The sequence below is a fragment of the Psychrobacter sp. T6-1 genome, assembly GCF_052258445.1.
Window position 1 is genome coordinate 1 of sequence record NZ_JBQQFC010000024.1, and the last position, 20,001, is coordinate 20,001.

Below are 20,001 nucleotides of genomic sequence, written 5' to 3' on the forward strand. Positions count from 1 at the left end.
CCCGACTCTTCTTTCCATTCCCAGACTTTATCGATGAAGTCTTCGCGGGTCATGTCGCGGCGTTTGATACCTTGAGCTTCCAGACGACGCTCAACGACCATCTGGGTAGCAATACCCGCATGATCGGTGCCCGGTTGCCACAGCGTATTATCGCCATCCATACGGTGATAACGAGTGAGCGCGTCCATAATCGCATTATTAAAGCCGTGACCCATATGCAGGGAACCTGTGACATTGGGCGGCGGCAAAGCGATAGAGAACGACTCATCACGATCAAAAGTAGGTTTAAAGTAGCCGCTATCCTCCCAGTCTTGATACATGCCCGCTTCGACATCGCTTGGATTGTAGGCGTTTTCTAATTGATTAAGGGCGGCTTGAATCGATTGGGTGAGATTGGAGTTGTTAGTATTGGGATTGCTCATAGTTTTATCTTTTATTAATTAAAAGTAGACATAATAAGTGGTAGAGTGATTTTAACGCAGATGACAGGATTTTGTTAGGTGCTAAGATGATTTAGCGCCGATTGAGTATGACTTAACAATCAACAACAGCAATGCCCCTAATATTTAACATAGTCTATAAGCGTAACTCTCTACACTAGCAGTCTATTATAGAGTCAGTTATCAAGCGAGCGTATTGTGACCCAAGAGAGCAAACAGACTAAGAGCAACGATCCACTCACCTCATCAGAGCATTTGGCAGATGGCGCGACAGACCTCGATGGCACCATCAAGGACGAGGATTTTCCTGAGCAGATCAGCGATGCCGACAAAGAGACGATAAAACGCGTTGCCAGCGATGACAATCTAAGTCAAGCCAAGAGTTACGCGAGTATCTTAGTTGAGCAGGTTATCGATGCCAAGGAGACCTTTGATCGCTCTTTGGGTTCTTTATTTACCAGTGCCTTTACCGCAGGGCTGGAGATTGGCATTAGCTTTTTTGTCATTCTCTCCGCCTTTGCCTTGCTCACTCAGGTCATGCCTAATAATTTTGCTATGGTGCTCTCTTCCTTGCTGTATCCGATAGGCTTTATCATCGTGGTTATCGGGCAATCTTTACTGTTTACCGAGCAGACATCACTACTGAGTTTACCTGTTATCAATAAGATTGAACCGGTGAATAAATTACTGCGGCTGTGGGGCATTGTTATCGCGGGCAACGTGGTCGGCGGTTGTCTGTTTGCCGCCCTGATGATTGGCTTAGGACTCAACATGCATCTATTTAGCGCAAGCGATATCGATGCTTACGCCGAGCATATTTTGGGATTTCGCTGGTGGGTTATTTTTGGCAGTGCCGTACTGGCTGGCTGGATGATGGGCATTGCCGCTTGGCTAGTTACCTCATCGCGCGATACCATTAGCCGTATTTTACTCGTCACTTTGATTACTGGAAGTATTGGGTTTTTGGGTTTGCATCACAGTATCGTCGGTAATATTGAGATATTCTCCGCCCTACTCTATGGCAATACGGTTAGTCTTGGGCGCTATCTTGTGTTTTTAGCCATTGTACTGGCTGGCAATACGGTCGGCGGCGTGGTGTTCGTCGCTGTCCTCAAAAACCGCACCTTTTTGTTTGATATTGCCAAAGCCAAAGAGCAGGACAAAGAAGCTAAAGTCGATAAGATTGCTCGTATTAATGGCCGTAGACGCTAAAGCGAGTCATCATTCAAAAACAGGCTTATTTTTATTGCATATATAATCAAAAAAGCCCTATGTCATAGCGTATTTCGCTACGATATAGGGCTTTTTAAGTGCTCAAAACAGTCGTTTATTTTAAACTGCGACTGCTTGCTCTCTTCTGAACTTAGCGCTAAATACTCTGACCATAATACCTGCGGTCAAGAACATAATGAGCGTATAAATCGCAGGTGTCATCGACATATCGTAGTTCGATAATAAGGTAAGTGCCATAAAGATCGATAAGGTACTGTTTTGCAAACCAACCTCCATCGTGATAGAGGTTCTTTGCGTCAAGCTCAAACCAAACCACTTACTACTATAGTAACCAATCGCCATCGTCACCACATTTAGAATCAACGATACAGGCCCTGTATCAATAAGAGCATCAACGATGATATCTCGCTGCACGTAACTCAAAAACACCACCAAAAAGGTCAAAAATATCACGCCAAAACGCGAGACCAGAACTTGTGAGCTATCGGCAACCCTTGGCGCAAAACGCTTAATCAACATACCGATGCTAATAGGCAAAATAGTAATGACAAACAACGACACCATAGTCTTGACAATCGGCAGCTGAAACTCGGAACCTGCGCCCATAAAGTGAATGAGCGAAAAGCTTAATACGATAGGAATGGTAAATACAGTAACGACGCTAGCAATCGCGGTCATCGTGACTGATAGCGCCACATCGCCTTTGGCTAAAAAGGTAAATAAGTTGGAGGTCGTGCCACCAGGACAGAGCACGAGCAGCATAACACCGACTGCATATTCCGGTCGTAATGGCATGATATTGGCTAAGGCAAAACCGATAATCGGCAGTAAAATAAGCTGATTGGTCAGACCAATGCTGACCGCCTTTGGATACTTTAATACTCGTTTAAAGTCGTTGGTGATAAGGGTCATGCCCATACCCATCATGATCAAAAACAGACAGATAGGAATAACAACAGAATTGACTAAGGTAACTAATTGAACACTTTCCATAACTACATCCATGTAGATAAGACCAATTATCGGTCAGTTTATGAGAGCCGCCTGAGGCGCTATCTTTTGCACTTTCATCAATAAAAATAAAGGCGATAGCGACTGGCAAACGTAAGCCAGTATAGCGTCGTCATAGGCGAGTTATGGCGTTGATTGCGTTACTACTCAGTCAGTTATAGGCTTTTGTAATGAGATCTGTGGCTTGAGAAGTAAATAAGAGGGTAAGTATTAAGAGAGTAGGCAAAGTGCTAGGGTATAACTATTTGGCATGCTCTAGCTGTTCAACGTGCTCTAGCTATAAGGTTGAGTAGTAGTGTCAGTACTAATGACTGCTGTACCATATGCGATAGCCTCGACCATACTGCCAAGCTGATTGATATTAGTGACCTCTAAGCGTAGCCCGTAAACGTGATTGTAGCCTTTGCTTTGAGCCTCAGTACGCATTCGCACTAGTGCTTCACGGCGGGCGCGATCGAGCAAGGTTTCATAAGTGGTCAGGTTTTTGCCAAATAGGCTTAAGATTTTGGCGATAACCATCTTAAAGTAGTCTTGTGCAATAACCACGCTACCAAGTACCAGCTCGCCTTGTGTCCCTGTCGACAAGCTAGGACGGTAAAAACGCTCGCTTGAGACTACAATATGACGCAGATCGTTCTCTGACACCTTCAAGCGCGCCAAATGCTGACGTTCATGACGCATGCCAAAAAACCACCCTACTACAAATAAGATAAGTAGCGGCGCGTAGTTGATTAGGATTTGGCTCATAGAGTTGTTCATGGACTATCTCTTATCTCAACGCTTTAACGTCGTCTTAGCGCCAAAGCGTTAAGCCTATTCATTCGCCAAAAGGATTAAAACGCGGCAAGTCATCAGTTGGGGTTTGCGTAGGATTTGGGGTTTGCCCAATCTGACTATGTTGCTGATGAGCCGACTCATCTACTCGCTGCTGCATAGGTATCGCCTTGACCGCTGTGCCATAAACAAACAGCTCGGAGGCACCTTGAGCGATACTAGAAGTCGAAAAACGCAGACCTACAACCGCATCCGCGCCAAGCGCTTCAGCTTTTATGATCATGCGATCGATCGCTTCTTGACGCGACTCCTCTAATAACTCGGTATAGGCGGTCAGCTCACCGCCGACGATATTTTTGAGGCCAGCAAACAGATCTTTGCCGACGTGTTTTGAGCGCACCGTACTGCCATACACCACATCCAAGCGCTCAGTGATTTGGTAGTTCGGTAAATGCTCAAGATTGGAGAGTTGTACCGCCATGGTATTGCCTTTTTAGTGACTGTATCAAATGTAAGTAAATCTAATCATTGGTATGAAACAATAAAAACAGCTCGGTCAAATTGCTCTCAATACCGTTGACCATCTGTACCATATTGTCCTCGTTAACACGCATCTGCGCCAGTTCAGGATCTTCGTCATCAATACCGCTTAGTACGATCATAGGTAGAGTGAGCACCGCCACATCATCGCTGGTCTCTTCGTCCGCAAACCAATCGCTCGCATCATCGCCATACATCGCATCGACGAATCCTATAGACCAAGCGACAATATCTGACTCCTCAGAGAAATCGATTGCTTGCTCACTACCTGCGTCTTCATTAAAGGGCAGCTCTATTGGCGTCTCGTTTTTGAGCTCAGCTAAGATGGCTGCGCGCCAGCGTTTGATGCCATCGACGACATTGGCTGGAATCTCACTAATATGACCTTCAAATAGCGCCTCAATCCAATTGGGAAGCTCAGGGCCTACGATTGTCGCTGTCAAAAACCCATGAGTGGCGATGCTATCGAGCACAAACTGGCTCTCTTGCGTGTCCAAATAATCTAGCAGTTGATCAAAACTTAATGGGTCCATAATAGATCATCCTTTATCGGTAGCGCTTATGGCGCAAAAATGGCTGCGGCGCTAAGCCTTTCAGTAACTTTAGTCACTTAGCGCAGTAACATTGAGCTTAACACAGTTAAGTTTTTAGCCAATTAGACAAATTGTATGACTATGTGTAGCCTCTGGCTCATTGCTATACTGTTAGTTACTCGTCGTCCCAATCGTCATCATCGTCATCAAAGTCATCGAGATCGTCCATCTCATCTTTTAGCTCTTTGGCTAGGCGCTTTTCTTCTAGTAAGTTGTCGATTAAACGACGTTTCTCTAAACTGCTCAAACGAGTACGGACGCTGGTCTCCGCCTCTTCTACCATCTTTGCATCATCATCGTCGACAAAATCATCATCAAAATCGTCGTCAATATCAGCGTCACTCATGACAAACTCCTATCATTATGGGGTGGAGGTTAAAAGGGTTACTGATGTTAGTCACTGCTAAACACATCAGTATCTATATGCCTTATAAGGTTTCAGGGTAATCTTGTCAATCCTTTTTGCCGCCTGCGCGCTTTAAGTAGTCAATACTATTTTAACCATAACTATTACTCATCTATCATCAACACGGCATTGCGCACATCAGCGAGGCGCTGAATCAGGGCGTCATTGCCACCATCAAAGATGGTGCACTCACGCTCATAGACTGTCGTTGGACGCTGCACGCTCTTAACTTTTACATGGGTTGCAATCTGTTTGAGACCGGCGTTTGGCAACAAAATAAGCATCTGCTCTTTACTGCCGATGCTCTCAAGCAGCTGTGTCATGGCCTGTAGCTGCACCTTGTCACTGACGCCTGCTTTTGCCGGCAAAGCAAAACGCGCCAGCTCAATATGCTTGTCATGAATGATCTTGTTGAGCATCAGGTATAGCTTGGCGAGCATCACGCCCGCTAGCGCCACTTTAGCATGGCTATTATCTGCCTTTAGCAGAGCGATAGCTGCGCCCTTATCATCAAAATGTGGCTCATTGATAGCGCTCACGCCGAGCAGTAGCGGTAATCTGAGCAGCTCGTTCATAGCTTGATTAAGCAGCTGAGTACAAAGCGCTAAATAAGGCGCGCGCATCTCAGGCGCCAAGCGCTCAAGCATATTGAATTCGTCATGGAGCATAATCTGTACGCTGACATGATCGAAAGTGCGAGCAGAGGACAGCTTCGATGTTTTATTAGGCTCAGATGCTGCGTGAGTTGAGGTATTAGAACCCTGATCGACATTGGAGTCACTGCCAGCAGTATTTGGCACATCTACAGCTTGTTCGCGATTTGCATCAGGGTTTTGTTGCGACTTAAGGTAGGCATTGAGCTCATCGTGGATGCTGGCAGCACTAACCCCTTTTTTGGTATCGTTTTTGATTTTAGCATCTTTGGTATTGGTGCTAACAAGGCTGCTATCCGCTGATTTTTGCTCTACAGCTTCAGTATCATCAACACTACCGGACACAGCACGGCGATTATAAAGGTTTTGCCCCTCTTGTCTATAGCGATCACGGTGCAGGTCTTGAATCTCATGACTTAGGGTATTGATTTGTTCTTTAGTTGGGCGAGCGACATAACCATAGAGCAACCACAAAAACAGATGCAGCAGTAATGAGCCGATCACAAACGGCCACTGCATAGCGATGATCTCGCCCTTACTAATATCTTTTAGAGTTAAGGCCACACTACCAATTACTGCATCGCCTTTGGTCGCCATTTTGCGAATGGTATCGCCTTGTTGCATAGGCGCGTTGCCGACAGGTACGAGTAGCTCATCGTTGCTGTCCTTAATCACGATGCGAGCGACGTCTTGCTCGCTGGTGTAGCGATTGGCAATCACACTTAAGCTGACGCGGTCTTTGTTCTCTAAAGCCAGCCTAGCCTCGTCAATGAGCTGGGCGACCATTTGCTCGCCCTTTTGCGCACGGCTTTTGGACAACTGCTGATCAGTACTAATGACTAGTAGCAAAGTTTGCAGACAAAAACTAACCAGAATAATAATGGCAAACAACCCTTGCCGCGGCGCTAAATACATCATGATAGGATAAACTTTTTGAATAATTAAAATTAAAAAACGACGTAAGTACTCGTTTTCAAAGAGGCGTTTGCTGGTTATTAAGCTCTAAAGAGCTATGGCTTAAAGAGTATCACTCTTTAAAGAGCCGCTGTCATAAACTATGGCTACTATATCACTATCGTCGTCGTTATGGCGTGCGATAAATCCACTGTAAAACAATTTTTACATCATTTTTACTTTTTAGCGTATCTATAGGCGCTACGCTGTAAAACTGTTATTATTCCTAGTCTCATATCAGCATACAAGGGACAATTGAGCCATGCCAAAAAACACACCTTACTCGTTACCAAAAGACAGCAAAGCATGGCAGCAGGCCGTCGACTCTATCGCCTCACTTTTACCCAAAGATACGCACTTGCAAGATTTTGACACTTTGCAATCGCTTCCTGTTTTTGCGCTTATCGTCGTTTTGCCCTCTCACATACCCACGCTCGATATTCATCACTATGTGCAATCGTGGGTGGATGAGCAGCCTAATTGGCACTTAGTGACTGTCGCTGAGGATACCCAAGCGCATTTTGTAGAGGTCGCTATCGATGATATCGATACCACGCAAGCGACTGCTCGCCCGCCTTTTGTCTCCGTGCAAGTGTATCGCTATTTATTGGTGCCCGTCACAGATACTTTGATGCATCCTGCCAAGACCAGTGCCGCCGCGCACATTATTGATGATCAATTAACCACTCGACTGCGTCATGACTTAGCTCAAAATAGTTTGGCTCAAAATAGTTTGACTCAAAATAGTTTAGCTCAAAACGATAGCACGCAAGAGAGCAGTACTCAAACCAGTAGCGCAGAGCTGGTTGACTGTCATATTCTCTCGGTCGGTCATATGCTGCGCACGCACAAGCTAGCCTGCTTTGATATGGACTCAACCTTGATTGAGCAAGAAGTTATCGTTGAGCTGGCAAAAGCGGCAGGCGTTGGCGATCAAGTCGAGACCATTACTGAAGCGGCTATGCGCGGCGAGATAGATTTTGATGAGTCATTCGTGCAGCGTGTGGCGTTGTTGCAAGGGCTGTCAACAGATGTCTTGGATGATATCTGTACGCGTCTTACTTTATCGACAGGGGCGCGCGCGACAATCAGCGCCCTCAAAGCTCTGGGCTATCATACGGTATTGGTCTCAGGCGGCTTTACGTATTTTGCGCATTATATCGCCGAGCAGTTAGGCATTGATGAAGTACACGCCAATCACTTAGATATCGAAGATGGCGAGGTTACAGGCCATGTTCAGATGCCTATCGTGAATGGTAATAAAAAGGCAGCTATCGTCGCTCATACCGCAGAGCGCTTGGGGCTTGCTATGTCGCAAGTGGTCTGCGTCGGTGATGGTGCAAACGATCTACCGATGATGGCAGATGCCGATTTGGGCGTCGCTTACCGCGCCAAACCTATTGTACAAGCGCGCGCTGATGCGGCAATCAATGTTACAGGACTTGAAGGCGTTCTATACGCGCTTGGCTACCCTGCTTTTATTCCTGCATAATCCATATCGAATTTAACGATAGTTCAGCGTAGCGACAAGTTTTTAAAGATAAGTCAGATGGACGATATAACCGTTCATCTGGCTTATTGTTTATACTTGATATCGTTTATACTTCTCACTCTTTTCAATGCTCATCCCTACTTTGATCACTTACCACCCTAAAGGAATGTCCATGACGGCATCACCCTCACCGCAGCCAGACACACCGCCTGCCACAACTGATACCACCTCAGACGCGCACTTAAACGCTAACCTAAACCCTGCTTTAGATACTCATCCTACCTATGATGACAGCCCAAAGCAGTTGCTTGGCGTATATGTCAAAGGCATTGCTATGGGCGCAGCCGACATTGTACCGGGCGTCTCTGGCGGTACGATAGCGCTGATATCAGGCATCTACGAGCGTCTTATCAATGCCATTAGCCGTATTGGTCCAAGTTTGTGGGGCGTGTTCCGTCAGCGCGGCGGTATCAAAGGTGTCGGTGACGTTTGGCGTCAGGTTGATGCAACTTTTCTGGTGTGTCTGCTCTTAGGTATTGTGACTAGCTTTATTGCTTTGGCAGGTATGATTAAGCATTTGCTGGACAATCAGCCCTTATTGATCTGGTCGTTTTTCTTTGGTTTAGTAGCAGCGACGGTCGTTATTTTACTGACCGAAATCAAGCGCTGGAATATAGGCCGAGCAAGCTTATTTATTATCGGTCTGGTAGTCGCCGTTGGCGTTAGTAGTTTGCCCCTGCTGAGTTCAGCACCTAGTCTGCCCTATCTATTTTTTGCAGGTGCTATCGCAATTTGTGCGATGATATTGCCTGGTATTTCAGGCTCGTTTATTCTGCTCTTGCTTGGTGCTTACGATGCGGTGTTAGAGGCCGTCAGCACCATGAATATAACAGTTATATTGACAGTAGTCGCTGGTATGGCAACGGGTCTATTACTGTTTACGCGCGTGCTTAAGTGGCTATTGTCGCGTTACTATCAGGCGACTTTAGCGCTTTTAACAGGGTTTATCGCAGGCTCTTTAGTCAAAGTCTGGCCGTGGAAAATATCGATAACGAATGCTTTGCATAACGATGCGGTACATAACGTTATGCCGTGGCAATACCCTGCTGGCGCGCAGTGGTTTATGACGATAAGCTTGATGCTATTAGGCGCGGTATTGGTATCTTTATTGTCGTGGTGGGGACGTCAAAACGGGCGAGCTTAAGCAAAGATTGGCTTTGCTATAGTTGTGATTTAGCGCGCTCAAATCAGACGTCAACGGTTGTCGCAAAGTCGCCTTATGACTCTTCTTCTTTATCCGTTTTGCTTTCATAATGGTGTTATTGAAATTCACCTTTGTAAGCGAGATGAATGATGTTGTTGACTATATTTTCTTTTGACGCACTAAGTATAAATAGCACTACGATACTCGGTCTGAGTCTGCTGGCAGGATTGGTTGTGGTATTAGCATTGTCCTCACAGCGCTGGCTACTTTGGTACTTGCTCGGCGGTATGGGATATTGGCTAACGGTTGAGGCGATAAGTGGTTTGGTGTCGAGCTGGTTTGTACTCACTGAGTGGCACAGCTACGTGCTGGCGATGGGTATTAGTTGGGTGCCGCTGGGGCTGTGGGTGCTATACAGAGCTATTCGCTACGAGGATGTCAGCACAGCCTTACAAGAGCAGCGTGAGCTTAAAGCCGCCCGTTATGTTGAGCATAGTCCTGTATACGATGATGATTACACCCCGCGCTTTCAGTAGTGCAAGCGAGTTATACTTCTCAGACCCAATCTTTGTTTCAATCTAATTTTACCTAATGACGTAATAGACACTAATCGTTGATACTTGGGTGACATAAGTATAGTAAACTACGCTTCATTTTATCGCTCATCCACCTTTTGACATATATTAGGAGCTTATCTATGTTTACTATACCTGTTTTAGATATCAAATCTGACCCATTAGATGTGCTATTGGCTGTTGTTGGCTACCGCTTGTCCATGCTTGCTGATAGCGACAACGAAGAAGTCGCGGCTCTATTGGCTGATCGTCAAGTGACTATCGAGATTGCAAGTGAAGAGGCAGACGTTGCTCGTTACTTTACTTTTGATAATGGACAGTTTAGTCAGCGTAGTGGCCATGCCGAAAAAGCGGACTTGACGATCAACTTTAAAGATTCAATGACAGGCGTCAAGCTGTTGACCAAAGGTAGCTTGCCTGCCTTTATGACCGCTGTTCAAGAAGGCAATTTGAGTATCGAAGGCGATTATAGCTTGATGATGTGGTTTAATAAGCTTGCCAAACACATCGTACCGACTATTCCAGAAGAGCTTAAGCCCTACATCCAAAAAGCTAAACCATATGCTTATAAAGCTCAGCAGTTCGCTGGACATTGGGTCGGCGTTGCTAAGCACAAGATCGGTAAATAAGGGTAAAGTTGGCGTGATTGATTAGCGCTCTGGTGTTCTTAAAAGGTTGCGGTATACTACGGGTATCGCAACCTTTTTTTATGGCAAAAAAACAGGCTTATCGTTTATTAAAATAAAAGGACTTCACTCATGGCAGGATTGCTTAGTATTTCAGAACCTAGCATCAGACAAAACAGTACCCCAAACAGTGATGCAGCAACCAATAGCTTAAACAACGCAGCACACATTAAACCCAGCCGCGAGCAGATCGCTGAGCTATTTGATCTACCGCTTACAGATTTATTATTGCAAGCACAGACTGTTCACCGTCAGCATTTTACAGCCAATGAAGTCCAAATCAGCACCTTGCTCTCTATCAAAACAGGCAATTGCCCTGAAGACTGTGGCTATTGCTCACAGTCCGGTCATCACCGTGACAAGACTGAGCTGCAAGCAGAAAAGCGCTTGGATATCCAAAAGGTAATTGCCGCGGCCAAACGCGCCAAAGCCACAGGCTCATCGCGGTTCTGTATGGGCGCGGCCTGGAAGCATCCGAGCGCAAAAGACATGCCCTATGTGGCTGAGCTGGTCAAAGAGGTCAAAGCCTTGGGGCTTGAGACTTGCATGACGCTTGGTATGCTCGACGCCGATCAAGCCGAGCAATTAGCCGCAGCGGGACTTGATTACTACAATCATAATTTGGATACCTCCAGACGCTACTATGAGCAAGTGGTCAGTACGCGCAGCTATGATGAGCGCTTAGATACCATCGCTCATGTGCGCAACTCTGGCATCAATGTCTGTAGTGGCAATATCGTCGGTATGGGCGAGAGCCGTGAGGATCGAGTGGACTGGCTGTATGAGCTGATCAAAATGCCAAAAGCCCCTGAGTCTATACCCGTCAACTTACTCGTACCGATTAAGGGCACACCTATTGGAGATAAAGTAATCGCTGAGGGTGAGCTGTCTGTGATCGAATGGATACGCACGATTGCGGTAACTCGTATATGCTGCCCGACCAGTTATGTGCGCCTGTCTGCAGGACGCGAGAGCTTATCTGATGGTGAGCAGGCGCTCGCCTTTATGGCAGGTGCCAACTCCTTCTTTTATGGTGACAAGCTCCTTACGACTGGTAATGCCAGTCAAGCAAGCGACAATAGACTAATGCAAGAGCTGGGTTTGACCGCACAGCTTGCCACGCCAAGAGCACTTAAGCATGTCCCTGTGCTCGACGTTATGAGTGGGCATCAATCGCACGTACTTGCCGAATCGCTTGTCTAAGCTGCTAAGTTGACATCAATCAATTCACAACAGTATCCGTTGGCGCTTTAGGTTAAGCTATTGCGCTAATTCACAACTTTTTTGCTAAAAAGGCGACGAGCAGACACTATGGCAGATTACTTTAACTGGATCAAAGCGGCGCATATCATTTCAGTGGTGTGCTGGTTTGCAGCGATTTTTTATTTACCGCGCTTGTTCGTTTATCATGCGATGAGTGAGGACAAGATCAGTCAGGACCGCTTTGTGATTATGGAGCGCAAACTATATCGCGGCATCATGACGCCATCGATGATAGCGACGTGGATATTTGGCATTTGGATGGTGGTGCATGGTTGGGAGGTGTACAAAACCCAAGGTTGGTTGCACGTCAAAATAGTCTTAGTGGTTTTGTTGTCAATTTACCACGGTGCGTGCGGCTATTATCGCAAAAAACTGGTTGATAATCCGCAGTATAAGACTCATAAATTTTGGCGCTGGTTTAACGAAGTGCCCGTCATAGGCTTAGTTATTATCGTCATTTTAGTCGTCGTAAAGCCCTTTTGAATTTATATTAAATCTGACAACCAAAAAGCGTTCGTACTCATTTAAATAAAAAATAAATACGGACGCTTTTTTGTGCTTAAAAACATCTAACTTCTAAATCGTTGGGCGCATGATCTGGTAGACATTACTCAAATCATAGACTCGGTAGCGGGCAGGCTCGCGGCGATTCTCGCCGGCGTAACTAAGTATGAGTGCCTCTTTTGCCGCCTTATCAGTCCAGCCAACAAACAGTCCGCTGTGCTCGACGCCGTTGTAGCCGTGATTGATATAATAGAGCCAGTCCCCTGCTTTTATCTCGTGACTCGCGGCGTATGGGCCTTGTCCATATTTGCCTTTATGCACGGTATCGCGCGTGACGCCAGCACGCTTGAACACCGCATCTAAATAATCCCAGCAGCCGCCTTGGACGATAGTACGCTCATTGAGCGCCATCGTACGCGCCGTGCTAATCACTTCCCGCGCAGCAGGGCTGCTTTGCCTCTCTGCAAGGCTAAGCAGTGGCAAATACTCGCTATCAACGTTGTCATACTGTCCTGACAAAAATGCGGGCAATACCGCAGGAGCTTGGCGCTGTATACTAGGATACTGATAACTGGTATTGACCGAGAGCGACTTTTGCGCAATAAGCTGACTCATACTATCAGCATGAGCAGGTAAGGTGATAAATGGCAATAATAAAGCGCTACATAAGCAAATGGATAAACGCGGCATGACTCACTCCCTGTCGATATAATTTAACTTCACTTATAAACCATTTATAGCGCCTATCGCAAGCCTTATTACTAAGCTTAAGACGATAAAAGGCGTAAAAAAGCAGATAAGAGGTAGGAGTAGAGCCTAATGATTTGTTTTAAGATAATAGATTGAAGAGAATAAAAAAAGTATTCGGCGTTAAAGAGCGCAAAGCCTATTGCTCACTCATTTTGATATTAGCGTTGCGCTTAGTGATCGCTTGACCTTGTAGTATTGCTTGGGCGGCTTTGGCCTCTTGCACATTATCAAAACCACTAATATGATATTTGCGCGTGCCCTCGCCGTCCAATATTTGTAGCTGCTCACCAAAGAGCGTCACCTTATCGCTAATGCCAAGCGCAATGGTCGCGCGCCGCCCTTGATTATCATGTATAAGCTTGCCTGCCTGCACCCATAGCGTACCTGTACTGATAATGCCGCTTTGTGCCGCCTTGCGCTGTTGGCGCTGGCGATTAAAGATAAAGCTACCAACCACCAGCAAAGCCAATGCCCCAATAGACAGGCGCTCTGGCAATAGGCTCATCGCCAAAGCGACTGCGATTGCACCGATAAGTAGCGCTGAGCCGAACCAAAACAGCCCATTATCGGCAGTAGCAGGCGCGCCTTGCAGAGTGATTTTTGCGCCGTCATCGGTCAGCTTGAGCATATAAAGAACCTATCGTCTTATCATAAAAGTAGCAGCCAAACCTTAATCTGGCTGCCCGTACTATTTACCAGCCAAATGCTACTTACTCGCCAAAATTATTTACCAGCCAAGCGCTGTCTTTTGCATAGCTACCAGCTCGCTAATGCCTTTTTCAGCCAGTATTAACATGTCATCTGCTTGCGCGCGAGTAAATGGCTTGTCCTCGGCCGTACCTTGTAATTCAATGAACTCGCCTTTTTGCGTCATCACCACGTTGAGATCAGTATCACAATGAGAATCCTCTTCGTAGTTAAGATCAAGATAGGCTTGACCGTCTTTCATACCAACAGAGACTGCTGCCACCAGACCAATTAGAGGATCAGCTTTAAGCTTTTTGGCTCGCTGCAGGCTCTCAAGCGCGTCGATTAAGGCAACCGCAGCACCCGTGACACTTGCGGTACGAGTCCCGCCGTCTGCTTGCAACACATCACAATCGAGATAAATGGTATTTTCGCCCAATTTGCTTAGATCTATCATCGCCCGTAAGCTACGACCGATTAAGCGCTGAATCTCTTGAGTGCGTCCTGATTGCTTACCGCGAGCCGCTTCACGCTGATTGCGGGTATTGGTTGCGCGCGGTAGCATACCGTATTCCGCGGTGATCCAGCCCTTACCTTTGCCTTTGAGCCAGCGCGGTACGCCTGACTCGACGCTCGCCGTACACAAAACTTTGGTGTCACCGAAGCTTACGAGCACGGAGCCTTCAGCATGTTTGGTATAGTGACGCTCAAAGCTAATGTCTCGAAGTTGGTTCAGCTCGCGGTTATCATTGCGCATAAATATTCCTAGTGTGACGTCATAACAAGTGCAGTGTTATAAGTGATTGAATAAGTGAGATATCCTAACGCGGCAGTGGCGTAATAGCAAGATTGACCCTTATCGCTGCACTACCGCTTGAATTAAGTATGGATGATTACTCCAAACCTTCCATTTTGCGCAGCTCTTTGCGCAATATTTTGCCGACATTTGACTTAGGCAGCTCATCAACGAACTGAATATGACGTGGACGCTTGTAGCCGGTTAGATGCTTTTTGCCATAATCGAGTAGTTCTTCTTCTGTGACATCGCCCTTCTTGACGACAAATAGCTTAGGATCCTCGCCGCGCTCATCGCTTGGCACACCAATAGCGCCGCACTCATTGACCGCTGGATGCTCAGTCATGACCTCTTCTATCTCGTTGGGATAGACGTTGAAGCCTGAAACGATAATCATGTCTTTTTTGCGATCAACAATCTTGATAAAGCCTTTTTCATCCATGATACCGATATCACCTGTCTTAAGATAACCACTAGCAGTGAACGTCTGGGCCGTTTCATCAGGACGGTTTTGATAGCCGATCATCACCTGCGGACCTTTAACGCAGATCTCACCGCGTGCACCTATGTCAACCTCGTTTTCCTCATCATCGATAAGGACGATATCGGTGCTCGACGCTGGAATGCCGATTTTACCCGTGAATTCAGCGATGGTCATCGGGTTAAAGGCGACCACTGGAGAGGTCTCTGATAGACCATAGCCCTCAACGATAGGCAGTCCTGTAATCTCATGCCACTCTTTTGCGACGCTCGGCAGCACTGACATACCGCCGCCGATAGACGCTTTTAGGTTAGAGAAATCTAACTCGGCAAAACGCTCGTTATTGACCAGTCCATTAAACAAAGTATTGACCGCTGGGATAAAGGTAGGCTTGTATTTACCCATCTCTTTTATCAGACCATCAAGATCGCGCGGATTAGGAATCAGCAAACCAGTATAGCCTTGATACATGCCGTACATGCCGCAGACCATAAACGAGAACACATGATACAGCGGCAACGCGGTCAAAATCACATCATCGCTGCTCACATCATCTTCAAAAGCGCTATTAATCAGTACGCTAATCTGTAGCATATTGGCGACCAAATTACCATGCGAGAGCATCGCGCCTTTAGCCACGCCTGTGGTACCACCCGTATACTGCAATAGTGCCACATCACTGAGATTGAGATTAGGACGCTTGTATTGACTTGCCGAAACTGCGTTCAACGCGTCTTTAAAACTTACGCTGTTAGGCAAATGATAGGCGGGGATCATCTTTTTGACATGACGGGCGACTAAGTTTACGACCCTGCCCTTTATAGATCCGAGCATATCGCCGATTTTGCAAACGACGACATGTTCGACCTTACCTTTGTCCTCTGCTTCTTGATAGGTTTTTGCAAAGTTCTCAACAATAAAGATGGCTTTAGCGCCGCTGTCATGCAACTGATGCGACAGCTCACGACTGGTGTAGAGCGGGTTGATATTGACGAGCACCATACCAGCACGGATGATGCCGAGCGCGACGATAGGGTATTGCAAGATATTAGGCATCATGACGCCGACTTTATCACCTTTAACTAACCCCAATGATTGCAGGTAACTTGCAATCTGGCGACTGTACCTATCTAACTGCTTAAAGGTGATCGATGCGCCCATACAGATATAAGCAGTTTTTTGTCCGTAGCGGCGAAAGTTACGCTCGAACACCTCGATCATAGACGTGTCATCTTCGGGCATATCGATGGTGGCATCAATGCCGTAGCGCTCATAAGCGCTCAGCCAAGGTCGATCGCTAGGTATCGTTGGCATATTAGGGAATTCAGTGGTTTTAGGCTTTGCTTGGGTATTTTTTGTTGTTTTATCATCTGCGGCCTTCTGGTCAGCGTTTTGATTATCGGTATGGTTTGTCATAATAATTCCTAATTAATAATACTGCAGCGGTGCAATACGCCTCAAATAATAGCAGGCAAGTAATGACCAGAACTATAGCAGTTTATGCAAAATTTCTCTATGCGTGTCCTTGATAGTAAGGCATAAAAAAGACAGCGCCTCTCATTGAGACCCTGTCTTTTTTTAGCGTTATTTTGCAAATACGCTAGATATAGCCGTTCCGATAAGGGTAGCGATTACCCTTTAGCAGTGTTTTGCTCTTCGAGTACGCGTAAGTCTTTATGCAAGATTTTGCCGACGTTTGATTTTGGCAACTCATCGATAAACTCAACATGGCGCGGACGCTTATAGCCTGTGAGATTCTCTACCGCATAATCCAATACTTCTTGCTTGGTCAAGCTTGCATCGTTACGGACAACAAAAATCTTTGGTATCTCGCCGCTCTTTTCATCTTCAATACCGATAACGCCGCACTCCAAGATTTTTGGATGACCAGACATGACTTCTTCGACTTCGTTTGGATAGACGTTAAAGCCTGAAACCAAGATCATGTTCTTTTTGCGATCAACAATAGTGACATAGCCGTCTTCGTCCATAATACCGATATCACCAGTTAAAAAATAACCATCTGGCGTCATCACCTCATTGGTCGCATCTTCGCGCTGCCAATAACCTTTCATCACCTGTGGACCACGAACACCAATCTCACCGCGCGCGCCGATCTCGACTTCGTTGCCTTCTTCATCGATGATGGCAATCTCAGTACCTGGCATAGGAACGCCGATAGTGCCACTAAACTCTGTGCTGCTTAGCGGATTGGCAGTAGCCACGGGTGACGTCTCAGACAAGCCATAACCTTGTAGGATAATGTTGCCCGTGATTTCGCGCCATTTCTCAGCTGTAGCGCTCACAACTGCCATACCGCCGCCCATCGACATCTGCAACTTGCTATGATCCATGGCTTTAAACTCTTCGTTGTTAGCCAGTGCATTGAACAAGGTGTTGACCGCTGGGAAGAAGGCGGGTGGATTGCCTTTATACGCTTTCATTAAGCTATCAAGGTCGCGAGGGTTTGGCACTAGTAAGCAGACGCAGCCACGATAGATCCCAAACATACCGCAAACGGTAAACGAGAAAATATGGTATAGCGGCAGGGCGGTCAGAATAACAGCCTGCTCGCCTTTGGCATCGAACTCATCAAAAGCACTACCTAAGAAGGTGTTGCTCTGTACTAAGTTGGCAATGAGGTTTTTGTGCGTGAGCATCGCGCCTTTAGCCACGCCTGTTGTACCACCTGTGTACTGTAGGACAGCAACATCATTGAGCATAATGTCATTAGGACGCTTGTATTTACGCGCAGGGCTTTTTTTCAGCATGTTCTTAAAGCTGATGCTTTTGGCGATGCTATAATTAGGTACCATCTTTTTGACATGGCGTACGACAGTATTGACCATAAAGCCTTTGAGCGTACCCATCATGTCGCCCATACCAGTGATGACGACATTATCAACCACATCACGGCCGATATCTTGATAAGTTTTAGCGAAGTTTTCGACCATGATTAGTGCTTTGGCATCAGAATCTGTAAGTTGATGCTCAAGCTCTTTGGTAGTGTATAAAGGGTTTACGTTGACAAGGGTCAAACCTGCACGCAAGACACCAATGACAGATACTGGCAGTTGCAAAATGTTTGGCATCATGACTGCGACTTTATCGCCTTTAGTCAGGCCAAGCGACTGCAAATAAACAGCGACTTGCTTGCTTTGCTCATCAACTTCTTTAAAAGTAATGCTAGCGCCCATACAGACATAAGCGGTCTTACTGCCATATTTAGCAAAACTTTGCTCAAAGATATCAATAAGTGAAGTGTTATCAGCTGGCATATCGATATCATAAGTCATGCCAAGCTTTTCATAGGTTTTTAGCCAAACTTTATCGTTGTTGCGATTGACGTTTTCTTGATTGTCCATAATCTTGTTGCTCCTAGTAAATGTAGTATGACTGCCCTGTTTGATACAAGTGCATCAAAAAGACGCTAATAGCCTGTTAAGGCAAGCGAATAAATGACTGCAACCTGTAGCGATAAGTAAGGAAAATGGTAATAAATAGTACTTGTTTACCCTATTGTTCTTTAACATACACACTTTGTATTAACTACTCAACACAAAAAACTGTTATGCCAGTATGCAAAAGCGTCTTTCTATTGATTTTATCAGTAAAATCAAATGTTTGCATTACTAAAACCTACTCATTCACAAGTTTTTTGGCTATACATTTGTTTGTTATAAACCTAGTAGCTTTACAATAAATAATCATCTGCAATCTGCATGTATCGTCGATTACTAGCTTAAATAATATGACTTATTTACTGCTCAAAGTAGCCCTTTATATCACCATCAATCAGCCAAATTCTTTTATAAAAAACAAGCGTCATGCCTTGTCGTATACTGTGTTATATCGCTTTTTAATTGCTTTGATTTGCTTTAGGATAGGGTATCTTTTTTGTTCATTAAAATAAAAGCGAACCCTACTCTATGTCTGATGTTATTGATCCTATCTTATCTAGCGAGCCGATGGACAGCCGCTCTGTCGCCGAATTCACTGAACAAGCCTACCTCAACTACGCCATGTATGTCATTATGGATCGCGCGCTGCCCAACATCGCTGACGGTCTCAAACCCGTGCAGCGCCGTATTGTCTATGCCATGAGCGAGCTGGGGCTTAAATCCTCCGCCAAAGCCAAAAAGTCCGCGCGTACCGTCGGTGACGTCTTAGGTAAATATCATCCGCACGGTGATAGCGCGTGCTATGAGGCGATGGTGCTAATGGCGCAGCCGTTTAGCTACCGCTATCCGCTGATCACCGGACAAGGCAACTGGGGTAGCCCTGATGATCCCAAATCCTTTGCTGCCATGCGTTATACCGAAGCCAAAATGTCCGCCTACGCCAATACTTTGCTTAGCGAGCTGGGTCAAGGCACCGTCGATTGGCAGGATAATTTCGATGGCACCATGCAAGAGCCCATCACTCTGCCCGCGCGCCTGCCCAATATTTTATTAAATGGCACCACAGGTATCGCCGTCGGTATGGCGACCGATATCCCGCCGCACAATCTCAATGAAGTGGTACGCGCGGCTATTCGCCTGCTTAAAAACCCCGATCTATCGGTCAAACAGCTTACCCAGTCGATACCTGCGCCTGATCTACCCACCCCTGCTGAGATCATTACTAGCAAAAAAGACTTGCAAGCGATCTATGAGACGGGACGCGGTAGCTATAAGATGCGCGCGACCTTTTATGTTGACCCAAAAGAGAAAAATCTCGTTATCATCGACGCTCTGCCCTACCAAGTCTCAGGCAACAAGATTCAAGAGCAAATTGCCCGCCTGATGACCGATAAAAAACTGCCATGGATCGTCGATATCCATGATGAGTCCGATCACGAAAACGCTTGCCGTATTGTTTTAGAACTTAAATCTACACGCGTTGACGTCCAGCGCGTCATGAGTCATCTGTTTGCCAGCACCGATCTTGAGAGCAATTACCGCGTCAATATGAATATGA

General features: G+C 46.1%; 20 protein-coding genes. 8 read left to right on the forward strand and 12 right to left on the reverse strand.

Annotated features, from left to right (window positions below):
* Window positions 1-422 (reverse strand): class I tRNA ligase family protein (locus ACTXGO_RS03000; RefSeq protein WP_443573317.1); only part of this gene is annotated, 422 nt, incomplete at its 3' end.
* A gap of 216 nt (window positions 423-638) precedes the next feature.
* Between ACTXGO_RS03000 and ACTXGO_RS03005 the strand changes: the two genes are divergently transcribed.
* Window positions 639-1,652 carry a formate/nitrite transporter family protein gene (locus ACTXGO_RS03005; protein WP_443543181.1) on the forward strand — a complete coding sequence of 338 codons (1,014 nt, stop codon included), beginning with the start codon at window positions 639-641 and terminating at the stop codon, window positions 1,650-1,652.
* A gap of 120 nt (window positions 1,653-1,772) precedes the next feature.
* Here the strand turns inward: ACTXGO_RS03005 and ACTXGO_RS03010 are convergent, their stop codons facing one another.
* From ACTXGO_RS03010 to ACTXGO_RS03035, 6 genes are all read right to left on the reverse strand, one after another.
* Window positions 1,773-2,666, reverse strand: coding sequence for a bile acid:sodium symporter family protein (locus ACTXGO_RS03010; RefSeq protein ID WP_317199222.1), 894 nt, complete (start codon window positions 2,664-2,666; stop codon window positions 1,773-1,775).
* Between the two features lie 291 nt (window positions 2,667-2,957).
* Complete coding sequence (locus tag ACTXGO_RS03015; RefSeq protein WP_317199223.1) at window positions 2,958-3,443, reverse strand: YbjQ family protein; 486 nt, start codon at window positions 3,441-3,443, stop codon at window positions 2,958-2,960.
* 58 nt (window positions 3,444-3,501) lie between these two features.
* Window positions 3,502-3,939, reverse strand: coding sequence for a YbjQ family protein (locus ACTXGO_RS03020; RefSeq protein ID WP_317199224.1), 438 nt, complete (start codon window positions 3,937-3,939; stop codon window positions 3,502-3,504).
* Between the two features lie 40 nt (window positions 3,940-3,979).
* Entirely contained in the window at window positions 3,980-4,534 is a 555-nt protein-coding gene (locus ACTXGO_RS03025; protein WP_443543241.1) for a UPF0149 family protein, read from the reverse strand.
* A 172-nt stretch (window positions 4,535-4,706) separates the two neighbouring features.
* Window positions 4,707-4,937 (reverse strand): PA3496 family putative envelope integrity protein, encoded by a 231-nt coding sequence (locus tag ACTXGO_RS03030; RefSeq protein ID WP_317199225.1) that lies wholly within the window; start codon window positions 4,935-4,937, stop codon window positions 4,707-4,709.
* A gap of 164 nt (window positions 4,938-5,101) precedes the next feature.
* The gene (locus ACTXGO_RS03035; protein ID WP_443543184.1) at window positions 5,102-6,568 is read right to left on the reverse strand and encodes a hypothetical protein; all 1,467 of its coding nucleotides are present in this window, start codon (window positions 6,566-6,568) and stop codon (window positions 5,102-5,104) included.
* 298 nt (window positions 6,569-6,866) lie between these two features.
* On the opposite strand from ACTXGO_RS03035, the gene serB reads away from it, so the two are divergent.
* The 6 genes from serB to hemJ all read left to right on the forward strand — a co-directional run bounded on the left by serB (window position 6,867) and on the right by hemJ (window position 12,307).
* A complete protein-coding gene (gene serB / locus ACTXGO_RS03040) occupies window positions 6,867-8,096 on the forward strand; it encodes a phosphoserine phosphatase SerB (protein WP_443573318.1) in 1,230 nt (409 codons plus the stop codon).
* A 172-nt stretch (window positions 8,097-8,268) separates the two neighbouring features.
* Entirely contained in the window at window positions 8,269-9,300 is a 1,032-nt protein-coding gene (locus tag ACTXGO_RS03045; RefSeq protein WP_443543188.1) for a DUF368 domain-containing protein, read from the forward strand.
* Window positions 9,301-9,446: 146 nt separating this feature from the next.
* Complete coding sequence (gene aciT / locus ACTXGO_RS03050) at window positions 9,447-9,836, forward strand: AciT family ciprofloxacin tolerance protein (RefSeq protein WP_443543190.1); 390 nt, start codon at window positions 9,447-9,449, stop codon at window positions 9,834-9,836.
* 161 nt (window positions 9,837-9,997) lie between these two features.
* Window positions 9,998-10,504 carry an SCP2 sterol-binding domain-containing protein gene (locus tag ACTXGO_RS03055; RefSeq protein WP_317199230.1) on the forward strand — a complete coding sequence of 169 codons (507 nt, stop codon included), beginning with the start codon at window positions 9,998-10,000 and terminating at the stop codon, window positions 10,502-10,504.
* 129 nt (window positions 10,505-10,633) lie between these two features.
* The gene (bioB, locus tag ACTXGO_RS03060) at window positions 10,634-11,764 is read left to right on the forward strand and encodes a biotin synthase BioB (RefSeq protein WP_443543193.1); all 1,131 of its coding nucleotides are present in this window, start codon (window positions 10,634-10,636) and stop codon (window positions 11,762-11,764) included.
* 108 nt (window positions 11,765-11,872) lie between these two features.
* Window positions 11,873-12,307 carry a protoporphyrinogen oxidase HemJ gene (gene hemJ / locus ACTXGO_RS03065; protein WP_435949668.1) on the forward strand — a complete coding sequence of 145 codons (435 nt, stop codon included), beginning with the start codon at window positions 11,873-11,875 and terminating at the stop codon, window positions 12,305-12,307.
* Window positions 12,308-12,400: 93 nt separating this feature from the next.
* Here hemJ and ACTXGO_RS03070 read toward each other — a convergent pair whose 3' ends face one another.
* From ACTXGO_RS03070 to ACTXGO_RS03090, 5 genes are all read right to left on the reverse strand, one after another.
* On the reverse strand, window positions 12,401-13,018 hold the full coding sequence (locus ACTXGO_RS03070) for a hypothetical protein (protein WP_435949670.1): 618 nt from the start codon (window positions 13,016-13,018) through the stop codon (window positions 12,401-12,403).
* 196 nt (window positions 13,019-13,214) lie between these two features.
* A complete protein-coding gene (gene yajC / locus ACTXGO_RS03075; RefSeq protein ID WP_443543195.1) occupies window positions 13,215-13,706 on the reverse strand; it encodes a preprotein translocase subunit YajC in 492 nt (163 codons plus the stop codon).
* Window positions 13,707-13,805: 99 nt separating this feature from the next.
* Complete coding sequence (rph, locus tag ACTXGO_RS03080) at window positions 13,806-14,522, reverse strand: ribonuclease PH (RefSeq protein WP_443573319.1); 717 nt, start codon at window positions 14,520-14,522, stop codon at window positions 13,806-13,808.
* 136 nt (window positions 14,523-14,658) lie between these two features.
* Window positions 14,659-16,356 (reverse strand): AMP-binding protein, encoded by a 1,698-nt coding sequence (locus ACTXGO_RS03085; RefSeq protein WP_443573322.1) that lies wholly within the window; start codon window positions 16,354-16,356, stop codon window positions 14,659-14,661.
* Between the two features lie 317 nt (window positions 16,357-16,673).
* Window positions 16,674-18,407: an AMP-binding protein gene (locus tag ACTXGO_RS03090; RefSeq protein ID WP_443573320.1), complete on the reverse strand. Its 1,734-nt coding sequence runs from the start codon at window positions 18,405-18,407 to the stop codon at window positions 16,674-16,676.
* 564 nt (window positions 18,408-18,971) lie between these two features.
* Between ACTXGO_RS03090 and ACTXGO_RS03095 the strand changes: the two genes are divergently transcribed.
* On the forward strand, window positions 18,972-20,001 hold a 1,030-nt coding region (locus ACTXGO_RS03095), incomplete at its 3' end, for a DNA gyrase subunit A (RefSeq protein WP_443573321.1).

Bases quoted from the DNA above. Each gene is read 5' to 3' on its own strand.
- yajC (WP_443543195.1), bottom strand. From the start codon at position 13,706: ATGCTCAAGCTGACCGATGACGGCGCAAAAATCACTCTGCAAGGCGCG.
- serB (WP_443573318.1), top strand. From the start codon at position 6,867: ATGCCAAAAAACACACCTTACTCGTTACCAAAAGACAGCAAAGCATGG.
- ACTXGO_RS03090 (WP_443573320.1), bottom strand. From the start codon at position 18,407: ATGGACAATCAAGAAAACGTCAATCGCAACAACGATAAAGTTTGGCTA.
- ACTXGO_RS03015 (WP_317199223.1), bottom strand. From the start codon at position 3,443: ATGAACAACTCTATGAGCCAAATCCTAATCAACTACGCGCCGCTACTT.
- ACTXGO_RS03045 (WP_443543188.1), top strand. From the start codon at position 8,269: ATGACGGCATCACCCTCACCGCAGCCAGACACACCGCCTGCCACAACT.
- ACTXGO_RS03085 (WP_443573322.1), bottom strand. From the start codon at position 16,356: ATGCCAACGATACCTAGCGATCGACCTTGGCTGAGCGCTTATGAGCGC.
- ACTXGO_RS03030 (WP_317199225.1), bottom strand. From the start codon at position 4,937: ATGAGTGACGCTGATATTGACGACGATTTTGATGATGATTTTGTCGAC.
- hemJ (WP_435949668.1), top strand. From the start codon at position 11,873: ATGGCAGATTACTTTAACTGGATCAAAGCGGCGCATATCATTTCAGTG.
- aciT (WP_443543190.1), top strand. From the start codon at position 9,447: ATGATGTTGTTGACTATATTTTCTTTTGACGCACTAAGTATAAATAGC.
- ACTXGO_RS03035 (WP_443543184.1), bottom strand. From the start codon at position 6,568: ATGATGTATTTAGCGCCGCGGCAAGGGTTGTTTGCCATTATTATTCTG.
- bioB (WP_443543193.1), top strand. From the start codon at position 10,634: ATGGCAGGATTGCTTAGTATTTCAGAACCTAGCATCAGACAAAACAGT.
- ACTXGO_RS03010 (WP_317199222.1), bottom strand. From the start codon at position 2,666: ATGGAAAGTGTTCAATTAGTTACCTTAGTCAATTCTGTTGTTATTCCT.
- ACTXGO_RS03055 (WP_317199230.1), top strand. From the start codon at position 9,998: ATGTTTACTATACCTGTTTTAGATATCAAATCTGACCCATTAGATGTG.
- ACTXGO_RS03020 (WP_317199224.1), bottom strand. From the start codon at position 3,939: ATGGCGGTACAACTCTCCAATCTTGAGCATTTACCGAACTACCAAATC.
- ACTXGO_RS03070 (WP_435949670.1), bottom strand. From the start codon at position 13,018: ATGCCGCGTTTATCCATTTGCTTATGTAGCGCTTTATTATTGCCATTT.
- rph (WP_443573319.1), bottom strand. From the start codon at position 14,522: ATGCGCAATGATAACCGCGAGCTGAACCAACTTCGAGACATTAGCTTT.